The following is a 16,619-nucleotide window of genomic DNA, read 5'->3' as shown; positions in this document are numbered from 1 at the left end:
CCCCACCCCCTACAACAACACCAATTTTTCCAAACACTTCCCACCCCCTCCGCTCTTCTGTTGTGCTGGTGGAGTACTCCACCAGCCGCCCCGTCGACGTCGACACCGCACGCGACGCGATCGCCGCCGCGGGGTTCGACGACGCCGAGGTCACCACTGCGGGCGATCGGGACCTCTCCGTACGCACGGGGCAGCTCGACAACGACGGGGAGCACGCCCTGAGCGCCGCCCTGGCCGAGGCGGGCGGCGAGACCACCAAGGTGCGCGACGAGCTGATCGGTCCCAGTCTCGGGGACGAACTCCGGCGCAACGCCCTGATCGCCCTGGGGGTGGCCGTGTTCGTGCAACTCGCCTACCTCGCGGCCCGGTTCCGCTGGACGTTCGCCGTGGCCTCGGTCGGGGCCCTCGTGCACGACGTCATCATCCTGGTCGGGGCCTTCGCCTGGCTCGGACGCCCCGTCGACGGCATCTTCCTGGCCGCCGTGCTCACCGTCATCGGCTACTCGGTCAACGACTCCGTGGTGGTCTTCGACCGGGTGCGGGAGCTGTGGGCCGGGAACCGGCGCACCCCCGTCGCCGACGTGGCCAACCGCGCGGTACTGCAGACCGTGCCGCGCACCGTCAACACAGGTATGGGAGCCCTGTTCATCCTGGTCGCGCTCGCGGTGCTGGGCGGCGACTCACTCGTGGACTTCGCCCTCGCCCTCCTCATCGGTATCTGTGTCGGAACGTACTCCTCGGTGATGACCGCGGTACCGGGGGCGCTCCTTCTCGAGAAGAGCGGCAGGGTCCCGCCGCCTGCCAGGAAGCGGGCACCGAAGCGGGGGAAGTCCGCCGGGCGGACACGCCGGGACGCCTTGGACAACGGGGCACGCGTGTAGGGCGCGTCCCCGGCGCGCCGGGCAGGGCGGAAGCGGTCCTGCCCGGCTGGGCCTTCACTGTGCCGCGGGGGCATCCGGCGTTGCCCTGCCGGCCCGCAGCGACGCCCCGTGGACGCGGCCGGAGACGTGAGGGCGTACGCCGCCGGCATCGGCCCCGCCCCGTGTCAGGCGCGACAGCCGGCGTACCGGGACCGTAACGTCACGGGCACCGTAGACCGCACCTACACACCGTTCAGGAGCCGCCGCATGCCCACAGAACCGCTGTCCGCACACGACGTCGAGGCCGGGCTGCGGGAGCTGCCCGGCTGGCAGCTCGAGGGTGACCGGATCACCCGTACCTACCGGCTGCCGTCCCACTTCGCCGCGGCAGGGCTGACCGTGCACGTCGCCCAGATCCAGGAGGAGCTAGGCCACCACTCCGATCTGACGCTGGGTTACAACACCGTGTCACTCGCCGTGCACACGCATGACGCGGGTGGCGCCGTCACACGGAAGGACCTCACGCTCGCCGGACGCGTCGAGGCCGTTGCCGCCGGGCACGGGGCGAAGTAACCGCGGTGATCACGGCGCCGGCCCGGCCGGTGGTCCGGGTGAGCGGCACGGACGACGGCGCCCCCACCGCGCGTGCGGTGGGGGCGCCGGGGAACGCCGGGGTCAGGCCCCGAGGTTGAATTCCGCCGGGTCGGAGCCGAGGCGCTTGCCCTCGTCGAGCGCGGCGAACGCGGCGAGGTCGTCGGCGTCCAGTTCGAAACCGAAGACGTCGATGTTCTCCGCGATCCGTGACGGCGTCACGGACTTGGGGATCACCACGTGGCCGGTCTGCAGGTGCCAGCGCAGCACCGCCTGAGCCGGGGTCCGGCCGTGCTTGTGCGCGACGGCGGCCACCGTCGGGACCTCCAGGAGGCCCTTGCCCGAACCGAGCGGCGACCAGGCCTCGGTCACGATGCCGTGCTTCGCGTGGAGGGCACGCAGCTCGGCCTGCTGGAGCTGGGGGTGCAGCTCGATCTGGTTGACCGCGGGGACCACGGAGGTCTCGCCCAGCAGACGCTCGAGGTGCTCCGGGTGGAAGTTGGACACGCCGATGGCCTTCGCACGGCCGTCGGCGAGGATCCGCTCGAAGGCCTTGTACGTGTCGACGTAGGCGTCCTTGGCCGGTACGGGCCAGTGGATCAGGTACAGGTCGACGTAGTCCAGGCCGAGCTTGTCCAGCGACGCGTCGAACGCGCGCAGCGTCGAGTCGTAACCCTGCTCGGTGTTCCAGAGCTTGGTGGTGACGAACAGTTCCTCACGGGCCACACCGGAGGCGGCGACGGCCTTGCCGGTGCCCGCCTCGTTGCCGTAGATCGCGGCGGTGTCGATGCTCCGGTACCCGGCCTCCAGGGCCGTGGCGACGGCCGTCGTGGCCTCGTCGTCCGGCACCTGCCAGACACCGAAGCCGAGCTGCGGCATCTCGAGGCCGTTGTTGAGGGTGATGGTGGGGACCTGGCTCACGAGCAGTCGATCCTTTGCGTCGTCGGTTGATACTCCCCCCGACAACGTACGGAGGAGCCCGACCATTCCCACCTGCCCGGACCCCCGGAACCGGAAGAATGTTCCCACCGGCGCGGAACCAGCGGTCCCGCGCGGGTCACCGGTAGAGCGCGTCCACCTCGGCCGAGTACGCCGTCTCGATCGCCTTCCGCTTCAGCTTGAGCGAAGGGGTCAGCAGGCCGTGCTCCTCGGTGAACTGGTGCGCCAGGATGCGGAAGGTCCGGATGGACTCGGCCTGGGACACCGCCGTGTTGGCGGCGACGACCGCGCGGCGCACCTCCATCTCCAGGTCGGGATCGCGCACCAGGTCCGCGGAGGGCAGCGGTGTACGCCCCTGCATGGCGAGCCAGTGCTCGACCGACTCGGTGTCCACGGTGACCAGAGCGGCGATGTAGGGCCTGTCGTTGCCGACGACGATGCACTGCGCGACCAGCGGATGGGCGCGCACCCGCTCCTCCAGGCCGGTCGGGGCCACGCTCTTGCCCCCGGAGGTCACCAGGATCTCCTTCTTGCGCCCGGTGATGGTCAGATAACCGTCCTCGTCGAGCGCGCCGAGGTCGCCGGTGGCAAGCCAGCCGTCGTGCAGCACCGCGTCCGTGGACTTGGGGTCGCCCAGATATCCGGAGAACACGTTGGCACCGTGCACCCAGATCTCGCCGTCCCGGGCGATGTGCACGGAGGATCCGGGGATCGGCTGGCCGACGGTGCCGTAGCGGGTGCGCTCGGGCGGATTGGCCGTGGCCGCGGCGGTCGTCTCGGTGAGCCCGTAGCCCTCGTAGACCGTGACGCCCGCACCCGCGAAGAACAGTCCGAGCTGCCGGGCCATGCCGGAGCCGCCCGACATGGCGTGCCGCACCCGGCCGCCCATCGCCTCCCGGACCTTGCGGTAGACGACCTTGTCGAAGAACTGGTGCTGCATCCGCAGGCCGGCGGACGGCCCCGGTCCGGTGCCGAAGGCCCGCTCCTCCAACGCCTCCGCGTACTTCACCGCGATCTCGACGGCCTTGTCGAACGCCCCGACGCGCCCCTCGGACTCCGCCTTGCGCCGGGCGCCGTTGAAGACCTTCTCGAAGATGTACGGCACCGCCAGGATGAAGGTGGGCCGGAACGCCACGAGGTCCGGCATCAGGGCCCTGGCGGACAGCTCCGGCTGATGCCCCAGTTTCACCCGGCCGCGCAGAGCCGCGATCTCCACCATGCGGCCGAAGACATGGGCCAGCGGCAGGAAGAGCAGCGTCGCGGTCTCCTCACCGGGCTTGGACAGGAACACCGGGTGCCAGCGGGCGACCATGGTGTCGGCCTCGAACATGAAGTTCGCGTGGGTGATGACACAGCCCTTCGGGCGCCCCGTGGTGCCGGAGGTGTAGATCAGGGTCGCCACCGAGTCGGGTGTCACCGCGCGCCGGTGCCGGTGGACGACCTCGTCGTCGATCAGTGCCCCGGCGTCGACGAGTTCGGTCACCGCGTCCGCGTCCAGCTGCCACAGCCGGTGCAGGTTCGGCAGCCGGTCGATCACCGAGCCGATCGTCATGGCGTGGTCCTCGTGCTCGACCATGACGGCCGAGACCTCGGCGTCGTGCAGCATCCACAGGACCTGCTCGGCCGACGACGTCGGGTAGACCGGCACGGACTGGGCGCCCACCGTCCAGAGGGCGAAGTCGAAGAGGGTCCACTCGTAGCGCGTACGGGACATCAGGGCGACCCGGTCGCCGAAGCGGATGCCCTGGGCGATCAGTCCCTTGGCGAGAGCGAGCACCTCGTCACGGAACGCGGCGGCGGACACGTCGTGCCATCGCCCCTCCGCGTCCTTGCGGCCCAGGGCGATTCGCTGGGGGTCCTCCTCCGCGAAGTCGAAGACGGTATCGGCGAGACCGCCGACTTGAGCGGCAGCGGCCATGGGTGGGACAGTGAACTCACGCAATGACCTGCTCCTTGTGGCGCTCCGCACGGCGCCGCGACGCTACCTCACGGCGAGACACGGCGGCAGGGTCCGAAGTCTCCGGAAAACGTGACATCTGGCCAGGCCAACCGTAGAAATCGGGCCAGATGGGCAAGGCTCGGGCGCACTTCTGACCACGGGGTAAGTAGCTCGGGCGGGAATCTCCACCGAATCTGTACGCGGCACCTACGCCGATTCCGGGTGCGACGGCAAGACCGGAGCCCGATGAAGCCGGTCGCCGCTTGCCAGGATCGCCGCAGCGAGGGCGTCCGCCGCCTCCTGGGCGGTGTTCCTGCGCCGCCCGTGCAGCAGGACGAAATCCACGTCTCCGAGCTCCGGCAGACCCGCCCTGGACGGCACCGGCACGAGCCCCGGCGGAATCAGCCCACGGGTGTGCGCCATCACTCCCAGGCCCGCCCGGGCCGCCGCGACGAGTGCGCTCAGGCTCGCACTCGTACACGCGAAGCGCCAGGGCCTGCCGTGTTCCTCCAGCACCTCCAGGGCGCGGGCCCGGGTGATGCCGGGCGGTGGGAAGGCGATCAGGGGCAACGGGCGGTCGGGATCGATCCGCAGTTGCGGGGCGCCGATCCAGGCCAGGGTGTCCTGCCAGACCAGCTCGCCGTGGGTGTCCCCGGTGCGGCGCTTGGCCAGCACCAGATCGAGCCGGCCCGCCGCCAGCTGCCGGTGCAGCGCGCCGGACAGTTCCACCGTCAGCTCCAGCTCGACCTCGGGATGCTCCCGCCGGAAGGACTCCAGGATCTCCGGCAGCCGCGTCAGGACGAAGTCCTCGGAGGCCCCGAAGCGCAACCGCCCGCGCAGCCGGGTGCCCGTGAAGAACGCCGCCGCGCGCTCGTTGGCCTGCAGGATCGTCCGGGCGAAGCCCAGCATGGCCTCGCCGTCCTCGGTGAGATCGACCCGGTGCGTGTCCCGGCTGAACAGCTGGCGGCCCGCCTCGGCCTCCAGCCGGCGGACGTGCTGGCTGACCGTGGACTGCCGGACACCGAGCCGGCGTGCCGCCTGGGTGAAGCTCAGGGTCTGGGCGACGGCCATGAAGGTGCGGAGCTGGGAGGGGTCGTACATGGCGCGAGGCTATCGCGATCCGTGATGACAGTCAGTGCTGTATGCCTGATTCCCGATCGCGGTGTTCAGGAGCAGGATGGGGAGGCCACGATTCCACCGAGAAGGCACGGAGTACATGAACCGCCGCACCAGCCGCCGTATCCCCGCACTGCCGTCCTGGCTGCCGGTCGACCCGTACATCCTGGCGCTGATCGGCACCGTGGTACTCGCGGCGCTGCTGCCCGTGTCGGGGACCGGCGCGGACGTCGCGGGCGGCGCGTCGACCGGGGCGGTGGCCCTGCTCTTCTTCCTCTACGGAGCACGACTCTCGACCGCTGAGGCGCTCGACGGCCTGAAGCACTGGCGGCTCCACCTCACGGTCCTGGCCTGCACCTTCGTGGTGTTCCCGCTGCTCGGTCTCGCCGGCAACGGGCTGGTGCCGTACGTCCTGACGCCGCAGCTCCAGGACGGCTTCCTCTTCCTGTGCCTGGTGCCCTCGACCATCCAGTCGTCGATCGCCTTCACCTCGATGGCCCGCGGCAACGTGCCCGCCGCCATCTGCGCAGGCTCCTTCTCCAGCATCGCCGGCATCCTGCTGACGCCGTTGCTCGCGGCCCTGCTGCTCGGCGGGAGCGGGGGCGGCTTCTCCGCGGACTCCCTGCTGAAGATCGTCCTCCAGCTGCTCGTCCCCTTCCTCGCCGGGCAACTGCTGCGCCGCTGGGTCGGCGGCTTCATCGGCCGCCACCGCAAGGTGCTGGGTTACGTCGACCGCGGTTCGATCCTGCTCGTCGTCTACACCGCCTTCAGCGAGGGCATGGTGGCCGGGATCTGGAACCAGGTCACCCCGCTCCGGCTCGGCGCGCTGCTCGGCGCCGAGGCGGTACTGCTGGCCCTCATGCTCTCGGTGAGCTGGTACGGGTCGAAGCGGCTGGGCTTCGGGCGGGAGGACCGGATCGCCATCCAGTTCGCCGGCTCGAAGAAGAGCCTGGCGGCAGGGCTGCCGATGGCCAGCGTCCTGTTCGGCGCGCACGCGAGCCTCGCGGTGCTGCCCCTGATGCTCTTCCACCAGATGCAGCTGATGGTCTGCGCGGTGATCGCCAAGCGCCGCTCGCGCGACCCGCTGCCGAGCGATGCCGACGTCAAGCGTGTTCCGGCTGAGGCGCTGCGCTGAGCGAAGGCCTACGCGGTCAGTCGCTCACCTGCGTAGTGATCGGCGTTCGCCGGTCCGACGTCGCTGTCGGAGAGGCTGATCTCGGCCCACACCGCGTCGAGGGAGAGGCCGAGGACATCGGCGATCGCCGCGATGGTCGGGAACGCGGGGGTGGCCACGCGGCCCGACTCGATCTTCCTGAGTGTCTCGGGGGAGACACGTGCGTCGAGCGCGATCTCGAGCATCGAGCGTTCTCCCCGGGCTCGGCGGAGGAGGGCGCCGAGGCGCTCGCCACGTGCGACCTCTGCGGGGGTGAGCGGCAGTCTGACCATGGACCCGATTCTAGTACCGGTATAGTTTGACCGGTATAGTTGTTGGTTCCGTGAGGAAAAGTGGCACATGATCGAGATCCTGAACCCCGCCCTGCTGGCCCGTGCGAAAGACACCGGCGCCGTGGTCGCGGACATCCTGCAGACGCTGAAGGACCGTAGCGCGGTCGGCACGAACCTCCTGGACATCGACCGGTGGGCCAAGGCCATGATCGCCGAGGCGGGAGCGCTGTCCTGCTACGTCGACTACGCGCCGTCCTTCGGGCGCGGACCGTTCGGCCACTACATCTGCACGGCCGTCAACGATGCCGTGCTCCACGGGCGGCCCCACGACTACACGCTCGCCGACGGTGATCTGCTCACACTCGACCTCGCCGTCTCCAAGCGCGGAGTCGCCGCGGACGCCGCCATCAGCTTCGTCGTGGGCAAGGCGCAGCCCGCGGAGAGCGTCGCGATGATCAGGACCACGGAACGGGCGTTGGCTGCGGGGATCGCCGCCGCCGGGCCCGGCGCTCGTATCGGCGACCTCTCCCACGCCATCGGCACGGTCCTCAGCCAGGACGGATACGAGATCAACACCGAGTTCGGAGGACACGGCATCGGGTCGACGATGCACCAGGACCCGCACGTCGCGAACACCGGCCGGCCCGGCCGCGGATACAAACTGCGCCCGGGGCTGTTGCTCGCGCTGGAGCCGTGGGTCATGGCGGACACCGCCGTACTCGTCACCGACGCCGACGGGTGGACGCTCCGGAGCGCGACGGGCTGCCGGACGGCACACACCGAGCACACGATCGCCATCACCGAGGACGGAGCCGAAATCCTCACGTTGCCCAAGCCGTCGCAGCCGTAGGGCTGAGACCCCGCGATCCGATCGCTGCGCAGGGATCAAGCCCTGAGGATTACGGGAGCAGTGAGACCGCGGCATTCCGGCCTGACGGTCCAGCTGTCGGGTGATGAGCAGGCCGGTGCGAGGACAGGCGCCGACAGGGTATGGCCCGCCCTGGTGATCCTGGCCGCGTTTTCGTCCCGGGGTGCCTTCGGCGGAGGGGCCCGTCGCTTCGTTCGTCGATGTCCTCGCCAAGGCGCCGGAACCATGTGCGGCCAACTATCCGGGCTATGTGCCGGAGCCATGTCTGTCGGCATCGGAAGCAATCGCCGAGTGCCACAACAGCCTCGATCCGAGCACGGAGATGCGGCTGGCGCTGGGGGGCTTGGAGCAGAGCAGATGGACAGGGGTCGCAGTTCGCGTGCAGCCCGGAGCGGCTGCGGGGGCTCCGTGGCGCAGGCGGTGCGGTCACCGTGCGCCGTCCTCCGCCGGGTCGGGGTGCGGGGCACCTCGTATGTCGGCGAGACCGAGGCCGGTGCGGCTGCGGGAGTTGGCCTCGGCGACGCGGGCGCTCAGCAACTCGGCGGGGCCGAGCGGCCGGAGTCGGCACGGGTCCGCGTCCCATTCACGGCCACCGTCGAGCGGGCGGAGCTGGATGTATGGGCCTTCGTGGCCCATCACCAGGCCCACCCGGCCGCTGTCGCCGTCGTGCACGGCCGTCCCGACGCAGAAGGCGCCGTCATCCGTCACCTGGCCGCGCCCTTCCTGATCACTGCCGCGAGGGCGTGCGCCACGGGGGCGGAGCAGACGCCCAGGTGAACGAGGGCGTAACGGTCCGGCCGTGCGGTGTCGTCGCCGTCCGTGTCCGGCCAAGGGGTGCGCACATCCATCACCGGCAGCTGGATGCCGGCGCCGCTCAGTGCGGCGGCGAGGTCGTCGCGCGCGGCCACGGCTTCCTGGATCTTGGCCGCTGCCGGGTGTCCTGCCCGGGGTGTCCTGCGGGGGAGGGGCGGCTTCTGATGCGGCGGTGTCATGGAGTCTTCCTTCGGTTGTTCTTTCGCGGATCTCTCTGCCTGCCACACCTCCGCGAACTACTTTGCGTGAGGGCTGATTACGAGAATGGCCCGGTCAGGGCTGTGACACACCGAGCGCGGGGTGTGCCTCTCCGGCAGGTCCCGCACGTTCCACACGTTCCACGGAGGACACGATGCCGACGAGGCGAGCGGTTACGGGCCGCAGCAGGGAACCACGTGCACGGTTCGCGGAAGAGCTCCGGCATCTGCGTACCGAGCGCGGCGACAGTCTTCGCCAGCTTGGCGAACGGATGGGCTGGGACTGGTCGCTGTTCGGGAAGATGGAGAAGGGCGAGACGGTCGGCGGCCCGGAGGTCGTGCAGGCGCTGGACCAGTACTACGGGACACCGGGTCTGCTGCTGGCCATGTGGGAGCTGGCGATCAGCGACCGGTCACAGTTCAAGGAGCGGTACCAGCGGTACATGGCGCTGGAGGCGGAGGCGACGAGCCTGTGGCACTTCGCGGTGAGCGTGCTGCCGGGGCTGTTGCAGACACCGGGGTACGCGCGGGAGATTCTGGCGGCGGGTGGCAGCAAGGGCGAGGCGTTGGAGCAGCAGGTCGAAGCGCGGATGGGGCGGCGGGAACTACTGGTGGGGGAAGACTCGCCACCGTTCCGCACCATTGTCTCGGAGGCGGTGCTCCGGACGCCGTTGCGGGATGTTGCCGAGTGGCGACGACAGTTGGAGTACCTGGGGGAGCTCGGTGCCCGGGAGAACGTGACGCTTCACGTACTTCCGTTCAGCGCGGGGCCGTACGGCTTGGACAGTACGGCGCTGATGTTCCTGCGGCTTCCGGATGGGCGTACCGTCGCGTACACGGAGAACGCCTACAGGGGCGACCTCATCGAGGCGAACCAGCCGGTGGACCGGCTTCAGCGTGCCTACGATGCGGTGCGTGACCTGGCGCTGTCCCCTGCCGAGTCGCGGAAGTTCGTATTGAGCCTGTTGGAGGAAGTACGGTGCGATCCCTCGACCTGAACGCGGTTACCTGGCGCAAGAGTTCCTACAGCAACTCGGACGGTGGCGAATGCGTCGAGGTCTCCGACGACTTCGCCTCTGTCGTCCCCGTCCGTGACAGCAAGAACCCGCACGCCCCCGCCCTCACCTTCGCGGCGGACGGCTGGTCGTCGTTCGTGTCCGCCGTCAAGGAAGGTGCCATGGGCGCCTGACACGCGCCGAGCAGCAGAGGGCCCGGCCGACGCAGGGGGCGCTCCCCGCCGGCCGGACCCCTGCCCCGTGCAGCGGGCGGGCCGGCTCAGCCCTGGCCCACCGTCGCCTCCAGGGCGATGCGGTGGTCACCCGCGTACACGTTCATGGACTGCCCCCGCAAAAAGCCGACGAGGGTCAGTCCGCTCTCGGCCGCGAGGTCCACGGCCAGCGACGACGGTGCCGAGACCGCCGCGAGCATCGGGATCCCGGCCATCACCGCCTTCTGCGCCAGCTCGAACGAGGCGCGACCCGACACCAGCAGGATCGACTGCGACAGCGGCAGCCGGTCGTCCGTGAGCGCCCGTCCCACGAGCTTGTCGACCGCGTTGTGCCGGCCGACGTCCTCGCGGACGTCGAGCATCTCGCCCTCCGGCGAGAACAGCGCCGCGGCGTGCAGGCCCCCGGTCCGGTCGAACACCCGCTGCGCGTCGCGCAGCCGGTCGGGGAGGGCGGCGAGCAGTGCGGGTGTCACACGGACCGGGGGAGTGTCGGCGACGGGGTGGCGGGTCGTGGTGCGGACCGCGTCGAGGCTCGCCTTGCCGCACAGTCCGCAGGACGACGTGGTGTACACGTTGCGTTCCAGCGTGATGTCGGGGACCACGACGCCCGCGGCGAGCTTCACGTCCACCACGTTGTACGTGTTCACACCGTCGGCCGTCGCCCCGGCGCAGTACACGATCGACCGGACCTCGGAGCCCTCGCCGATCACGCCCTCGCTCACCAGGAAGCCCGCCGCGAGAGCGAAGTCGTCGCCGGGAGTCCGCATCGTGATGGCCAGCGGCTTGCCGTTCAGCCGGATCTCCAGGGGTTCCTCGGCGACGAGGGTGTCGGGGCGGGTCGTGACCGCTCCGTCCCGGATACGGATGGTGCGGCGGCGCTCGGTGACCCGTCCCATAACCCTCAGTCCCGATTCTGTACGTGTTGGAAGCCGAAACGGCCCTTGATACAGAGGTTGCCATGGGTCACGGGGTTGTCATGCGGCGAGGTGACCTTGACGATCTCGTTGTCCTGCACGTGGAGGGTCACGTTGCAGCCCACACCGCAGTAGGCGCAGACGGTCGTCGTCCGCGTCTGCGCGGGCTCGTCCCACGTTCCTGCCGCCCGCATGCCGAATTCTGTGCTGAACGAAAGCGCACCGGTCGGGCACACCTCGATGCAGTTCCCGCAGAAGACACAGGCCGAGTCCGGAAGCGCGGCATCGTGCTCGGTGGAGATACGGGCGTCGAAACCGCGTCCCGAGACGGCGATGGCGAACGTGTTCTGCCACTGCTCCCCGCAGGCGTCGACGCACTTGTAGCAGAGGATGCATTTGTCGTAGTCGCGGACGTACAGGTCGTTGTCGATCTTCGGCTGTTCGTCGACCCGGGCGGCTTCCGCGCCGAAACGGTCGGGCTTCGCCTCGTACTCCTTGATCCACTCGGCCGCCCGGGGTGTCGTCGACAGGTCGGTCGACGAGGCCAGCAGCTCCAGGACCACCTTCCGGCTGTGCCGGGCGCGCTCGGTGTCCGTGCGTACGGTCATGCCCGGCTCGGCGCGACGGGAGCAGGCTGGGGCGAGTGTGCGGGAGCCCTCCACCTCGACCACGCACACCCTGCAGGCGTTCTTCGGCGTGAGCGTGTCCCCCTGGCACAGGGTCGGGATGTCCTTGCCCGCCGTACGGCAGGCGTCCAGGACCGTCGAGTCCTCCGGTACCCGGGTCTCCTCGCCGTCGAGCGTGAACGAGACGAGCCGGCGGGGCGGTTGCAGCGGCACAGCGGTCACTTGTAGACCCCCAGACGGTCGATGGCGGACTCCACGGCATTCCACGCGGTCTGGCCCAGGCCGCAGATCGAGGCGTCCCGCATGGCCTGCCCCACCTCTCTCATGAGCGCGATGTCCTGGGCGGCCGCGTCGCCCGTACGGTCCACGATCCGGTGCAGGGCCTCCTCCTGGCGGACCGTGCCCACCCGGCAGGGCACACACTGGCCGCACGACTCGTCGCGGAAGAACTCCGCGATGCGCAGCAGCACACGCGGGAGCTCCACCGAGTCGTCCAGCACCAGGACCACTCCCGAGCCGAGCGTCGTCCCGGCGGCACGGGTGCCCTCGAAGGTGAGCGGGACGTCCAGCTCGTCAGGACGTACGAAGCCGCCCGCGGCCCCGCCGAGGAGCACGGCCCGCAGCCGCTCGGGCGGCCCCGCGAGGTCGAGCAGTTCCCGCAGACCCGCACCGAACGGCAGCTCGTAGACGCCGGGTCGGTCCACCTGCCCGGAGACGCAGAACAGCTTGGTACCGGTGGAGGTCTCCGTGCCCGTCGCGGCGTAGGCGGCGGCCCCGTGCTCCAGGATCGGCAGCACGTTCACGAGCGTCTCGACGTTGTTGACGGCGGTCGGTTTGCCGAAGAGGCCCTTCTCCACCGGAAAGGGAGGTTTGGAGCGCGGCTCGCCGCGCTGCCCCTCGATCGAGTTGAAGATGGCGGTCTCCTCGCCGCAGATGTAGGCACCCGCGCCGCGCCGGATCTCGATGTCGAAGGCGTAGCCCTGCCCGAGTACGTCGGGCCCGAGCAGCCCGCGGGTGCGGGCGCTCGTCAAGGCGTGGGCGAGGCGCGCGTACGCCCGGGGGTACTCGCCGCGCAGGTAGATGTAGCCCCGGTGCGCGCCGATCGCGTACCCGGCGATCGTCATCGCCTCGACCAGGGCGTACGGATCACCCTCCATCAGCACCCGGTCCTTGAAGGTGCCCGGCTCGCTCTCGTCCGCGTTGCAGACCAGGTAGTGCGGGCCGTCGGCCTGCTGGGCGGTGGCCTGCCACTTGCGGCCGGTGGGGAAGGCGGCGCCGCCCCGGCCGACGAGTCCCGCGTCCAGCACCTCGCGGATCACCCCCGCCGGGCCGAGAGCGAAGGCGCGGCGCAGTGCCGTGTAGCCGCCGTTGGAGCGGTAGTCGTCGAGGGAGGCGGGATCGACCGTGCCGACGCGTCGGAGCAGCACGAGGCCGGGGTCGCCGGCCTGGGGAACGGCTGCCGGGGCCGGGGGTTCCTCCGGGGTGTCCCGGGGTGACCGGGCCGTGGCGACGAGCGCGGGTGCGTCGGCGGGGGCGACGACCGCGGCGTGGCGGGAGCTGTCCGGGCCCGGCTGCGCCGGGTCCCGCCCGGCCTGGAGGAGGAGTGCCGCCGGGGCCCGCTCGCACAGGCCCAGGCATGGGCTCTCCTGCCAGACGGCGCCCTCGGCCGGGGTGCCCGCGGCACCCAGGCGCTCGGTGAGGTCCGCGCACAGGGCCGCTGACCCGCGGGCCGCGCAGGCCAGGTCCGTGCAGACGTGGAGCACCTTCGCCGGGCGGGGCCGCACCGAGAACATGGCGTAGAAGGTCGCGACGCCGTACGCCTCTGCGGGGGCGACCGTCAGCCGCCGGCAGATGTAGTCCAGCGCGCCTTCGCTGATCCAGCCCACGCGGTCGTTCACCGCGTGCAGCGCGGGCAGCAACTGGTCGCGGCGGTCCTTGGCCGCCGCAGCCCCGCCCTTCGCCCAGCGCAGGTCCTCGTCCGTGCGCTCCGCCGCGCCCTCCCAGCCGGACGGCGGGGGGCCCAACAGGGCGTCCACCGCCTCTCGTTCGGCATCGGTGGGGACGGCGTCCGTATACCTCAGGTCCATGCGGGCACCAGCTTCTCTATCCGTACGGCGGAGGCTTTGAACTCTGCGGTGCCGGCGATCGGGCAGTTCGCCTCGATGGTCAGCTGGTTGGTGTCGACCTCGTCCGGGAAGTGCATCGTCATGAAGGCCAGCCCCGGCCGCAGCCCGGGATCGATCCAGACGGGCGCGGTGACACTGCCCCGCCGGGACGACACACGGACCTCCTCGCCCACCGCGACCCCGTAGGATTCCGCGTCCTCCGGGCAGAGCTCGATGTACTCGCCACGGCGCAGAGGCGATGCGTAACTCCCGCTCTGTACACCGGTGTTGTACGAGTCCAGTCGTCGCCCCGTGGTGAGACGAAGCGGGTAGGACTCGTCGGTGAGGTCGACCGGCGGGTCGTGCTGCACCAGGCCGAAGGGGGCCGCCGGGCCGCGCCGCGCCGGATCGGTCTCCCAGAGCCGGGCGTGCAGGAAACTGGACGGCAGCTTCTCCGTGTCGGGGCAGGGCCATTGCAGCCCCTGGTGCTCCGCGAGCCGTTCGTACGTCATCCCGAAGTGGTCGGGGGACAGGGAGCGCAGCTCGTTCCAGACGGTCTCGGCGTCATCGAACTTCCAGTCGTGGCCCAGCAGTCCGGCCATCGCGCAAATGATGTCGATGTCCTCGCGGGCCTCGCCCGGCGGGGTGAGCGCGGCACGGACCCGCTGTACACGGCGCTCGCTGTTGGTCGTCGTACCGTCGGTCTCCGCCCAGGCGGCGGTGGCGGGCAGCACGACGTCCGCCAACTGGGCGGTCCTGGTCAGGAAGATGTCCTGCACCACCAGGTGGTCGAGGGACTCGAGCCTGCGTACCGCCTGATCGCTGTCGGCCTCGGACTGCGCGGGATTCTCCCCGATGCAGTACACCGCGCGAAGTTCGCCGGTCTCCATGGCCTCGAACATCTGGGTCAGGGTCTTGCCGTAGCGCGGCTGGATGACGGTGTCCCAGGACCGCTCGAACTTCTGCCTGACGGGCGGGTCGAGGATGTCCTGGAAGCCGGGCAGCTTGTTGGGGATGGCGCCCATGTCACCGCCGCCCTGCACGTTGTTCTGTCCGCGCAGGGGCTGGACCCCGGAGCCGTACCGCCCGACATGGCCGGTGAGCAGGCAGAGATTGATCAACGCGCGGACGTTGTCGGTGCCGTTGTGGTGTTCGGTGATGCCCAGGGTCCAGCAGAGCTGCGCCCGTTCGGCCGTGGCGTACGCGTGGGCGAGGTCCCTGATCGCCTGGGCCGGCACACCGGTGACCTTCTCGGCTGCGGTCGGGGTCCAGGGCTCGACGAGCGCCGCGTACTCCTCGTACCCGCTGGTCGCGCGGTCCACGAAGGCGCGGTTGACGAGCCCGGCGTGGATGATCTCGCGGCCGACGGCGTGCGCGAGCGGGATGTCGGTGCCGACGTTGAGGCCGAGCCAGCTCTCCGCCCATTCGGCGGTCGAGGTGCGGCGGGGGTCGACGGCGTGCATACGGGCCCCGTTGCGGATGCCCCTCAGTACGTGGTGGAAGAAGATCGGGTGCGCGAGACGGGCGTTGGAGCCCCACATCACGATCAGGTCCGTGTGCTCGACCTCCTCGTACGAGGAGGTGCCACCACCGGAACCGAAGGCGGCTGAGAGCCCGGCGACGCTCGGGGCGTGGCAGGTGCGGTTGCAGGAGTCGACGTTGTTGGTGCCCATGACGACCCGGGTGAACTTCTGGGCCACGTAGTTCATCTCGTTGGTGGCCCGGGCGCAGGACAGCATCGCGAAGGCATCGGGGCCGTGCGCCTCGCGGGTCCGCCGGAACCCCGCGGCGGCCCGGGCCAGTGCCTCGTCCCAGCTCGCCCGGCGCAGCACGCCGTCCTCCCCGCGCACGAGCGGATGGGTGAGGCGCTCGTACGTCTTCGGCTGCCGGCCCTTGCGGTTCCTGCCGCCGGTGCGTTCGGTCTTCATGCTGCGCTCCCTGCCGGTGCCGGTGCCGGTGCCGGTGCCGATGACGTGGTGGCGAGGAGATCGGCGAGCGCGTGCACGGCGCGCAGCGTCGGTACGGGCGTCCCGGCCAGTTCGGCCAGTTCGACGACGGCCGCGAGCAGCACGTCGAGTTCGAGGGGTTTGCCCTTCTCCAGGTCCTGGAGGGTGGATGTCCTGTGATCGCCGACGCGCTCCGCGCCCGCGATGCGCCGCTCCACGGAGATCTCCGGACGGCAGCCGACGGCCGCCGCCACTTCGAGGGTCTCGCGCATCATCGACTCCACGAGCGCGCGGGTGTCCGGATGGCGGCAGATCTGGCCCATGGTGGCGCGGGCCAGCGCGCTGATCGGGTTGAAGGAGATGTTGCCGAGCAGTTTGATCCAGATGTCGTTGCGCAGATCGGATTCCACGGGGCACTTGAGCCCGCCCGCGACCATGGCCTCACTGAAGTCCGTACAGCGTCCGGACAGCGACCGGTCGGGCTCACCGATGGAGAACCGGGTGCCTTCGAGATGGCGTACGACGCCCGGTGCCTGGATCTCGGTGGCGGCGTAGACCACGCACCCGATGGCGCGTTCGGGGGGCAGTGCGGCGCTCACCGAGCCCGCCGGGTCGACGCTGTCGAGCCGGCGGCCGGTGTACGGGCCTTCCAGCCCGTGGAAGTACCACCAGGGGATGCCGTTCTGGGCGGCGATCACCGCGGTGCGCCCGTGCATCAGTGGATGGACCAGTGGCCCTGATGCCGCGTAGGAGTTGGCCTTGAGGCCGAGGAACACGTAGTCGACGGGCCCGACGTCCGACGGGTCGTCGGTGGCTGCGGGCCGTGCGGTGAAGTCACCGCGCGGACTGAGTACGCGCACACCGTCACGGCGCATGGCCGCCAGATGGGCGCCCCGGGCGATGAGGTGGACCTCGGCGCCTGCGCGGTGGAGCGCGGCCCCGACATAGGCGCCGATGGCTCCGGCGCCGACAACTGCGACTTTCACGGGGCTCTCCGTTCGGTGAGAGGACGTGAGAGGACCGAGCGAGGG

At 70.4% G+C, this 16,619-nt stretch carries 16 protein-coding genes and 1 pseudogene; 6 read left to right on the top strand and 11 right to left on the bottom strand.

Going from position 1 to position 16,619, the window contains the following annotated elements; genetic code table 11:
* Positions 1 to 65: 65 nt before the first annotated feature.
* Together secF and ABZ441_RS18085 are read left to right on the top strand one after the other, a co-directional pair.
* A pseudogene (gene secF / locus ABZ441_RS18090) lies at positions 66 to 881 on the top strand (protein translocase subunit SecF); the annotation flags it as partial.
* 246 nt (positions 882 to 1,127) lie between these two features.
* On the top strand, positions 1,128 to 1,433 hold the full coding sequence (locus ABZ441_RS18085) for a 4a-hydroxytetrahydrobiopterin dehydratase (RefSeq protein ID WP_358974646.1): 306 nt from the start codon (positions 1,128 to 1,130) through the stop codon (positions 1,431 to 1,433).
* Positions 1,434 to 1,535: 102 nt separating this feature from the next.
* Here the strand turns inward: ABZ441_RS18085 and ABZ441_RS18080 are convergent, their stop codons facing one another.
* The 3 genes from ABZ441_RS18080 to ABZ441_RS18070 form a co-directional block, all read right to left on the bottom strand.
* The gene (locus ABZ441_RS18080) at positions 1,536 to 2,372 is read right to left on the bottom strand and encodes an aldo/keto reductase (RefSeq protein WP_358974643.1); all 837 of its coding nucleotides are present in this window, start codon (positions 2,370 to 2,372) and stop codon (positions 1,536 to 1,538) included.
* Positions 2,373 to 2,508: 136 nt separating this feature from the next.
* Entirely contained in the window at positions 2,509 to 4,308 is a 1,800-nt protein-coding gene (locus ABZ441_RS18075) for a long-chain fatty acid--CoA ligase (protein WP_358974671.1), read from the bottom strand.
* 228 nt (positions 4,309 to 4,536) lie between these two features.
* The gene (locus tag ABZ441_RS18070) at positions 4,537 to 5,430 is read right to left on the bottom strand and encodes a LysR substrate-binding domain-containing protein (protein ID WP_358974640.1); all 894 of its coding nucleotides are present in this window, start codon (positions 5,428 to 5,430) and stop codon (positions 4,537 to 4,539) included.
* 115 nt (positions 5,431 to 5,545) lie between these two features.
* Between ABZ441_RS18070 and ABZ441_RS18065 the strand changes: the two genes are divergently transcribed.
* Positions 5,546 to 6,580, top strand: a complete 1,035-nt coding sequence (locus tag ABZ441_RS18065; RefSeq protein ID WP_358974637.1) for a bile acid:sodium symporter family protein — start codon at positions 5,546 to 5,548, stop codon at positions 6,578 to 6,580.
* A gap of 8 nt (positions 6,581 to 6,588) precedes the next feature.
* Here the strand turns inward: ABZ441_RS18065 and ABZ441_RS18060 are convergent, their stop codons facing one another.
* Positions 6,589 to 6,891 (bottom strand): helix-turn-helix transcriptional regulator, encoded by a 303-nt coding sequence (locus tag ABZ441_RS18060; protein WP_358974634.1) that lies wholly within the window; start codon positions 6,889 to 6,891, stop codon positions 6,589 to 6,591.
* A 67-nt stretch (positions 6,892 to 6,958) separates the two neighbouring features.
* Between ABZ441_RS18060 and map the strand changes: the two genes are divergently transcribed.
* A complete protein-coding gene (gene map / locus ABZ441_RS18055; protein ID WP_358974631.1) occupies positions 6,959 to 7,741 on the top strand; it encodes a type I methionyl aminopeptidase in 783 nt (260 codons plus the stop codon).
* A gap of 444 nt (positions 7,742 to 8,185) precedes the next feature.
* Here the strand turns inward: map and ABZ441_RS18050 are convergent, their stop codons facing one another.
* Both ABZ441_RS18050 and ABZ441_RS18045 read right to left on the bottom strand, forming a co-directional pair.
* Positions 8,186 to 8,395: a hypothetical protein gene (locus ABZ441_RS18050; protein WP_358974668.1), complete on the bottom strand. Its 210-nt coding sequence runs from the start codon at positions 8,393 to 8,395 to the stop codon at positions 8,186 to 8,188.
* A 68-nt stretch (positions 8,396 to 8,463) separates the two neighbouring features.
* Positions 8,464 to 8,751, bottom strand: a complete 288-nt coding sequence (locus ABZ441_RS18045; RefSeq protein ID WP_358974628.1) for a hypothetical protein — start codon at positions 8,749 to 8,751, stop codon at positions 8,464 to 8,466.
* 173 nt (positions 8,752 to 8,924) lie between these two features.
* On the opposite strand from ABZ441_RS18045, the gene ABZ441_RS18040 reads away from it, so the two are divergent.
* Complete coding sequence (locus tag ABZ441_RS18040; RefSeq protein ID WP_358974625.1) at positions 8,925 to 9,767, top strand: helix-turn-helix transcriptional regulator; 843 nt, start codon at positions 8,925 to 8,927, stop codon at positions 9,765 to 9,767.
* Positions 9,749 to 9,958 (top strand): DUF397 domain-containing protein, encoded by a 210-nt coding sequence (locus tag ABZ441_RS18035; protein WP_358974622.1) that lies wholly within the window; start codon positions 9,749 to 9,751, stop codon positions 9,956 to 9,958. Before ABZ441_RS18040 ends, ABZ441_RS18035 begins: the two co-directional genes overlap by 19 nt.
* Before the next feature lie 86 nt (positions 9,959 to 10,044).
* Here the strand turns inward: ABZ441_RS18035 and fdhD are convergent, their stop codons facing one another.
* The 5 genes from fdhD to ABZ441_RS18010 are packed head-to-tail and all read right to left on the bottom strand — an operon-like array spanning position 10,045 to position 16,574.
* Positions 10,045 to 10,893 (bottom strand): formate dehydrogenase accessory sulfurtransferase FdhD, encoded by an 849-nt coding sequence (gene fdhD, locus ABZ441_RS18030; RefSeq protein ID WP_358974619.1) that lies wholly within the window; start codon positions 10,891 to 10,893, stop codon positions 10,045 to 10,047.
* A gap of 5 nt (positions 10,894 to 10,898) precedes the next feature.
* Complete coding sequence (locus ABZ441_RS18025; RefSeq protein ID WP_358974616.1) at positions 10,899 to 11,759, bottom strand: 2Fe-2S iron-sulfur cluster-binding protein; 861 nt, start codon at positions 11,757 to 11,759, stop codon at positions 10,899 to 10,901.
* Positions 11,756 to 13,624 (bottom strand): NAD(P)H-dependent oxidoreductase subunit E, encoded by a 1,869-nt coding sequence (locus ABZ441_RS18020; RefSeq protein WP_358974613.1) that lies wholly within the window; start codon positions 13,622 to 13,624, stop codon positions 11,756 to 11,758. Before ABZ441_RS18020 ends, ABZ441_RS18025 begins: the two co-directional genes overlap by 4 nt.
* Positions 13,615 to 15,570, bottom strand: a complete 1,956-nt coding sequence (locus ABZ441_RS18015; protein WP_358974610.1) for a molybdopterin-dependent oxidoreductase — start codon at positions 15,568 to 15,570, stop codon at positions 13,615 to 13,617. Before ABZ441_RS18015 ends, ABZ441_RS18020 begins: the two co-directional genes overlap by 10 nt.
* Positions 15,567 to 16,574: a 2-dehydropantoate 2-reductase gene (locus ABZ441_RS18010; protein WP_358974607.1), complete on the bottom strand. Its 1,008-nt coding sequence runs from the start codon at positions 16,572 to 16,574 to the stop codon at positions 15,567 to 15,569. Before ABZ441_RS18010 ends, ABZ441_RS18015 begins: the two co-directional genes overlap by 4 nt.
* Between the last annotated feature and the right edge of the window lie 45 nt (positions 16,575 to 16,619).

Source organism: Streptomyces sp. NPDC005752, assembly GCF_040630715.1.
Lineage (GTDB): Bacteria > Actinomycetota > Actinomycetes > Streptomycetales > Streptomycetaceae > Streptomyces.
Note: the sequence above shows the minus strand (reverse complement) of the source record. Positions and strands in the feature narration are given on the sequence as shown.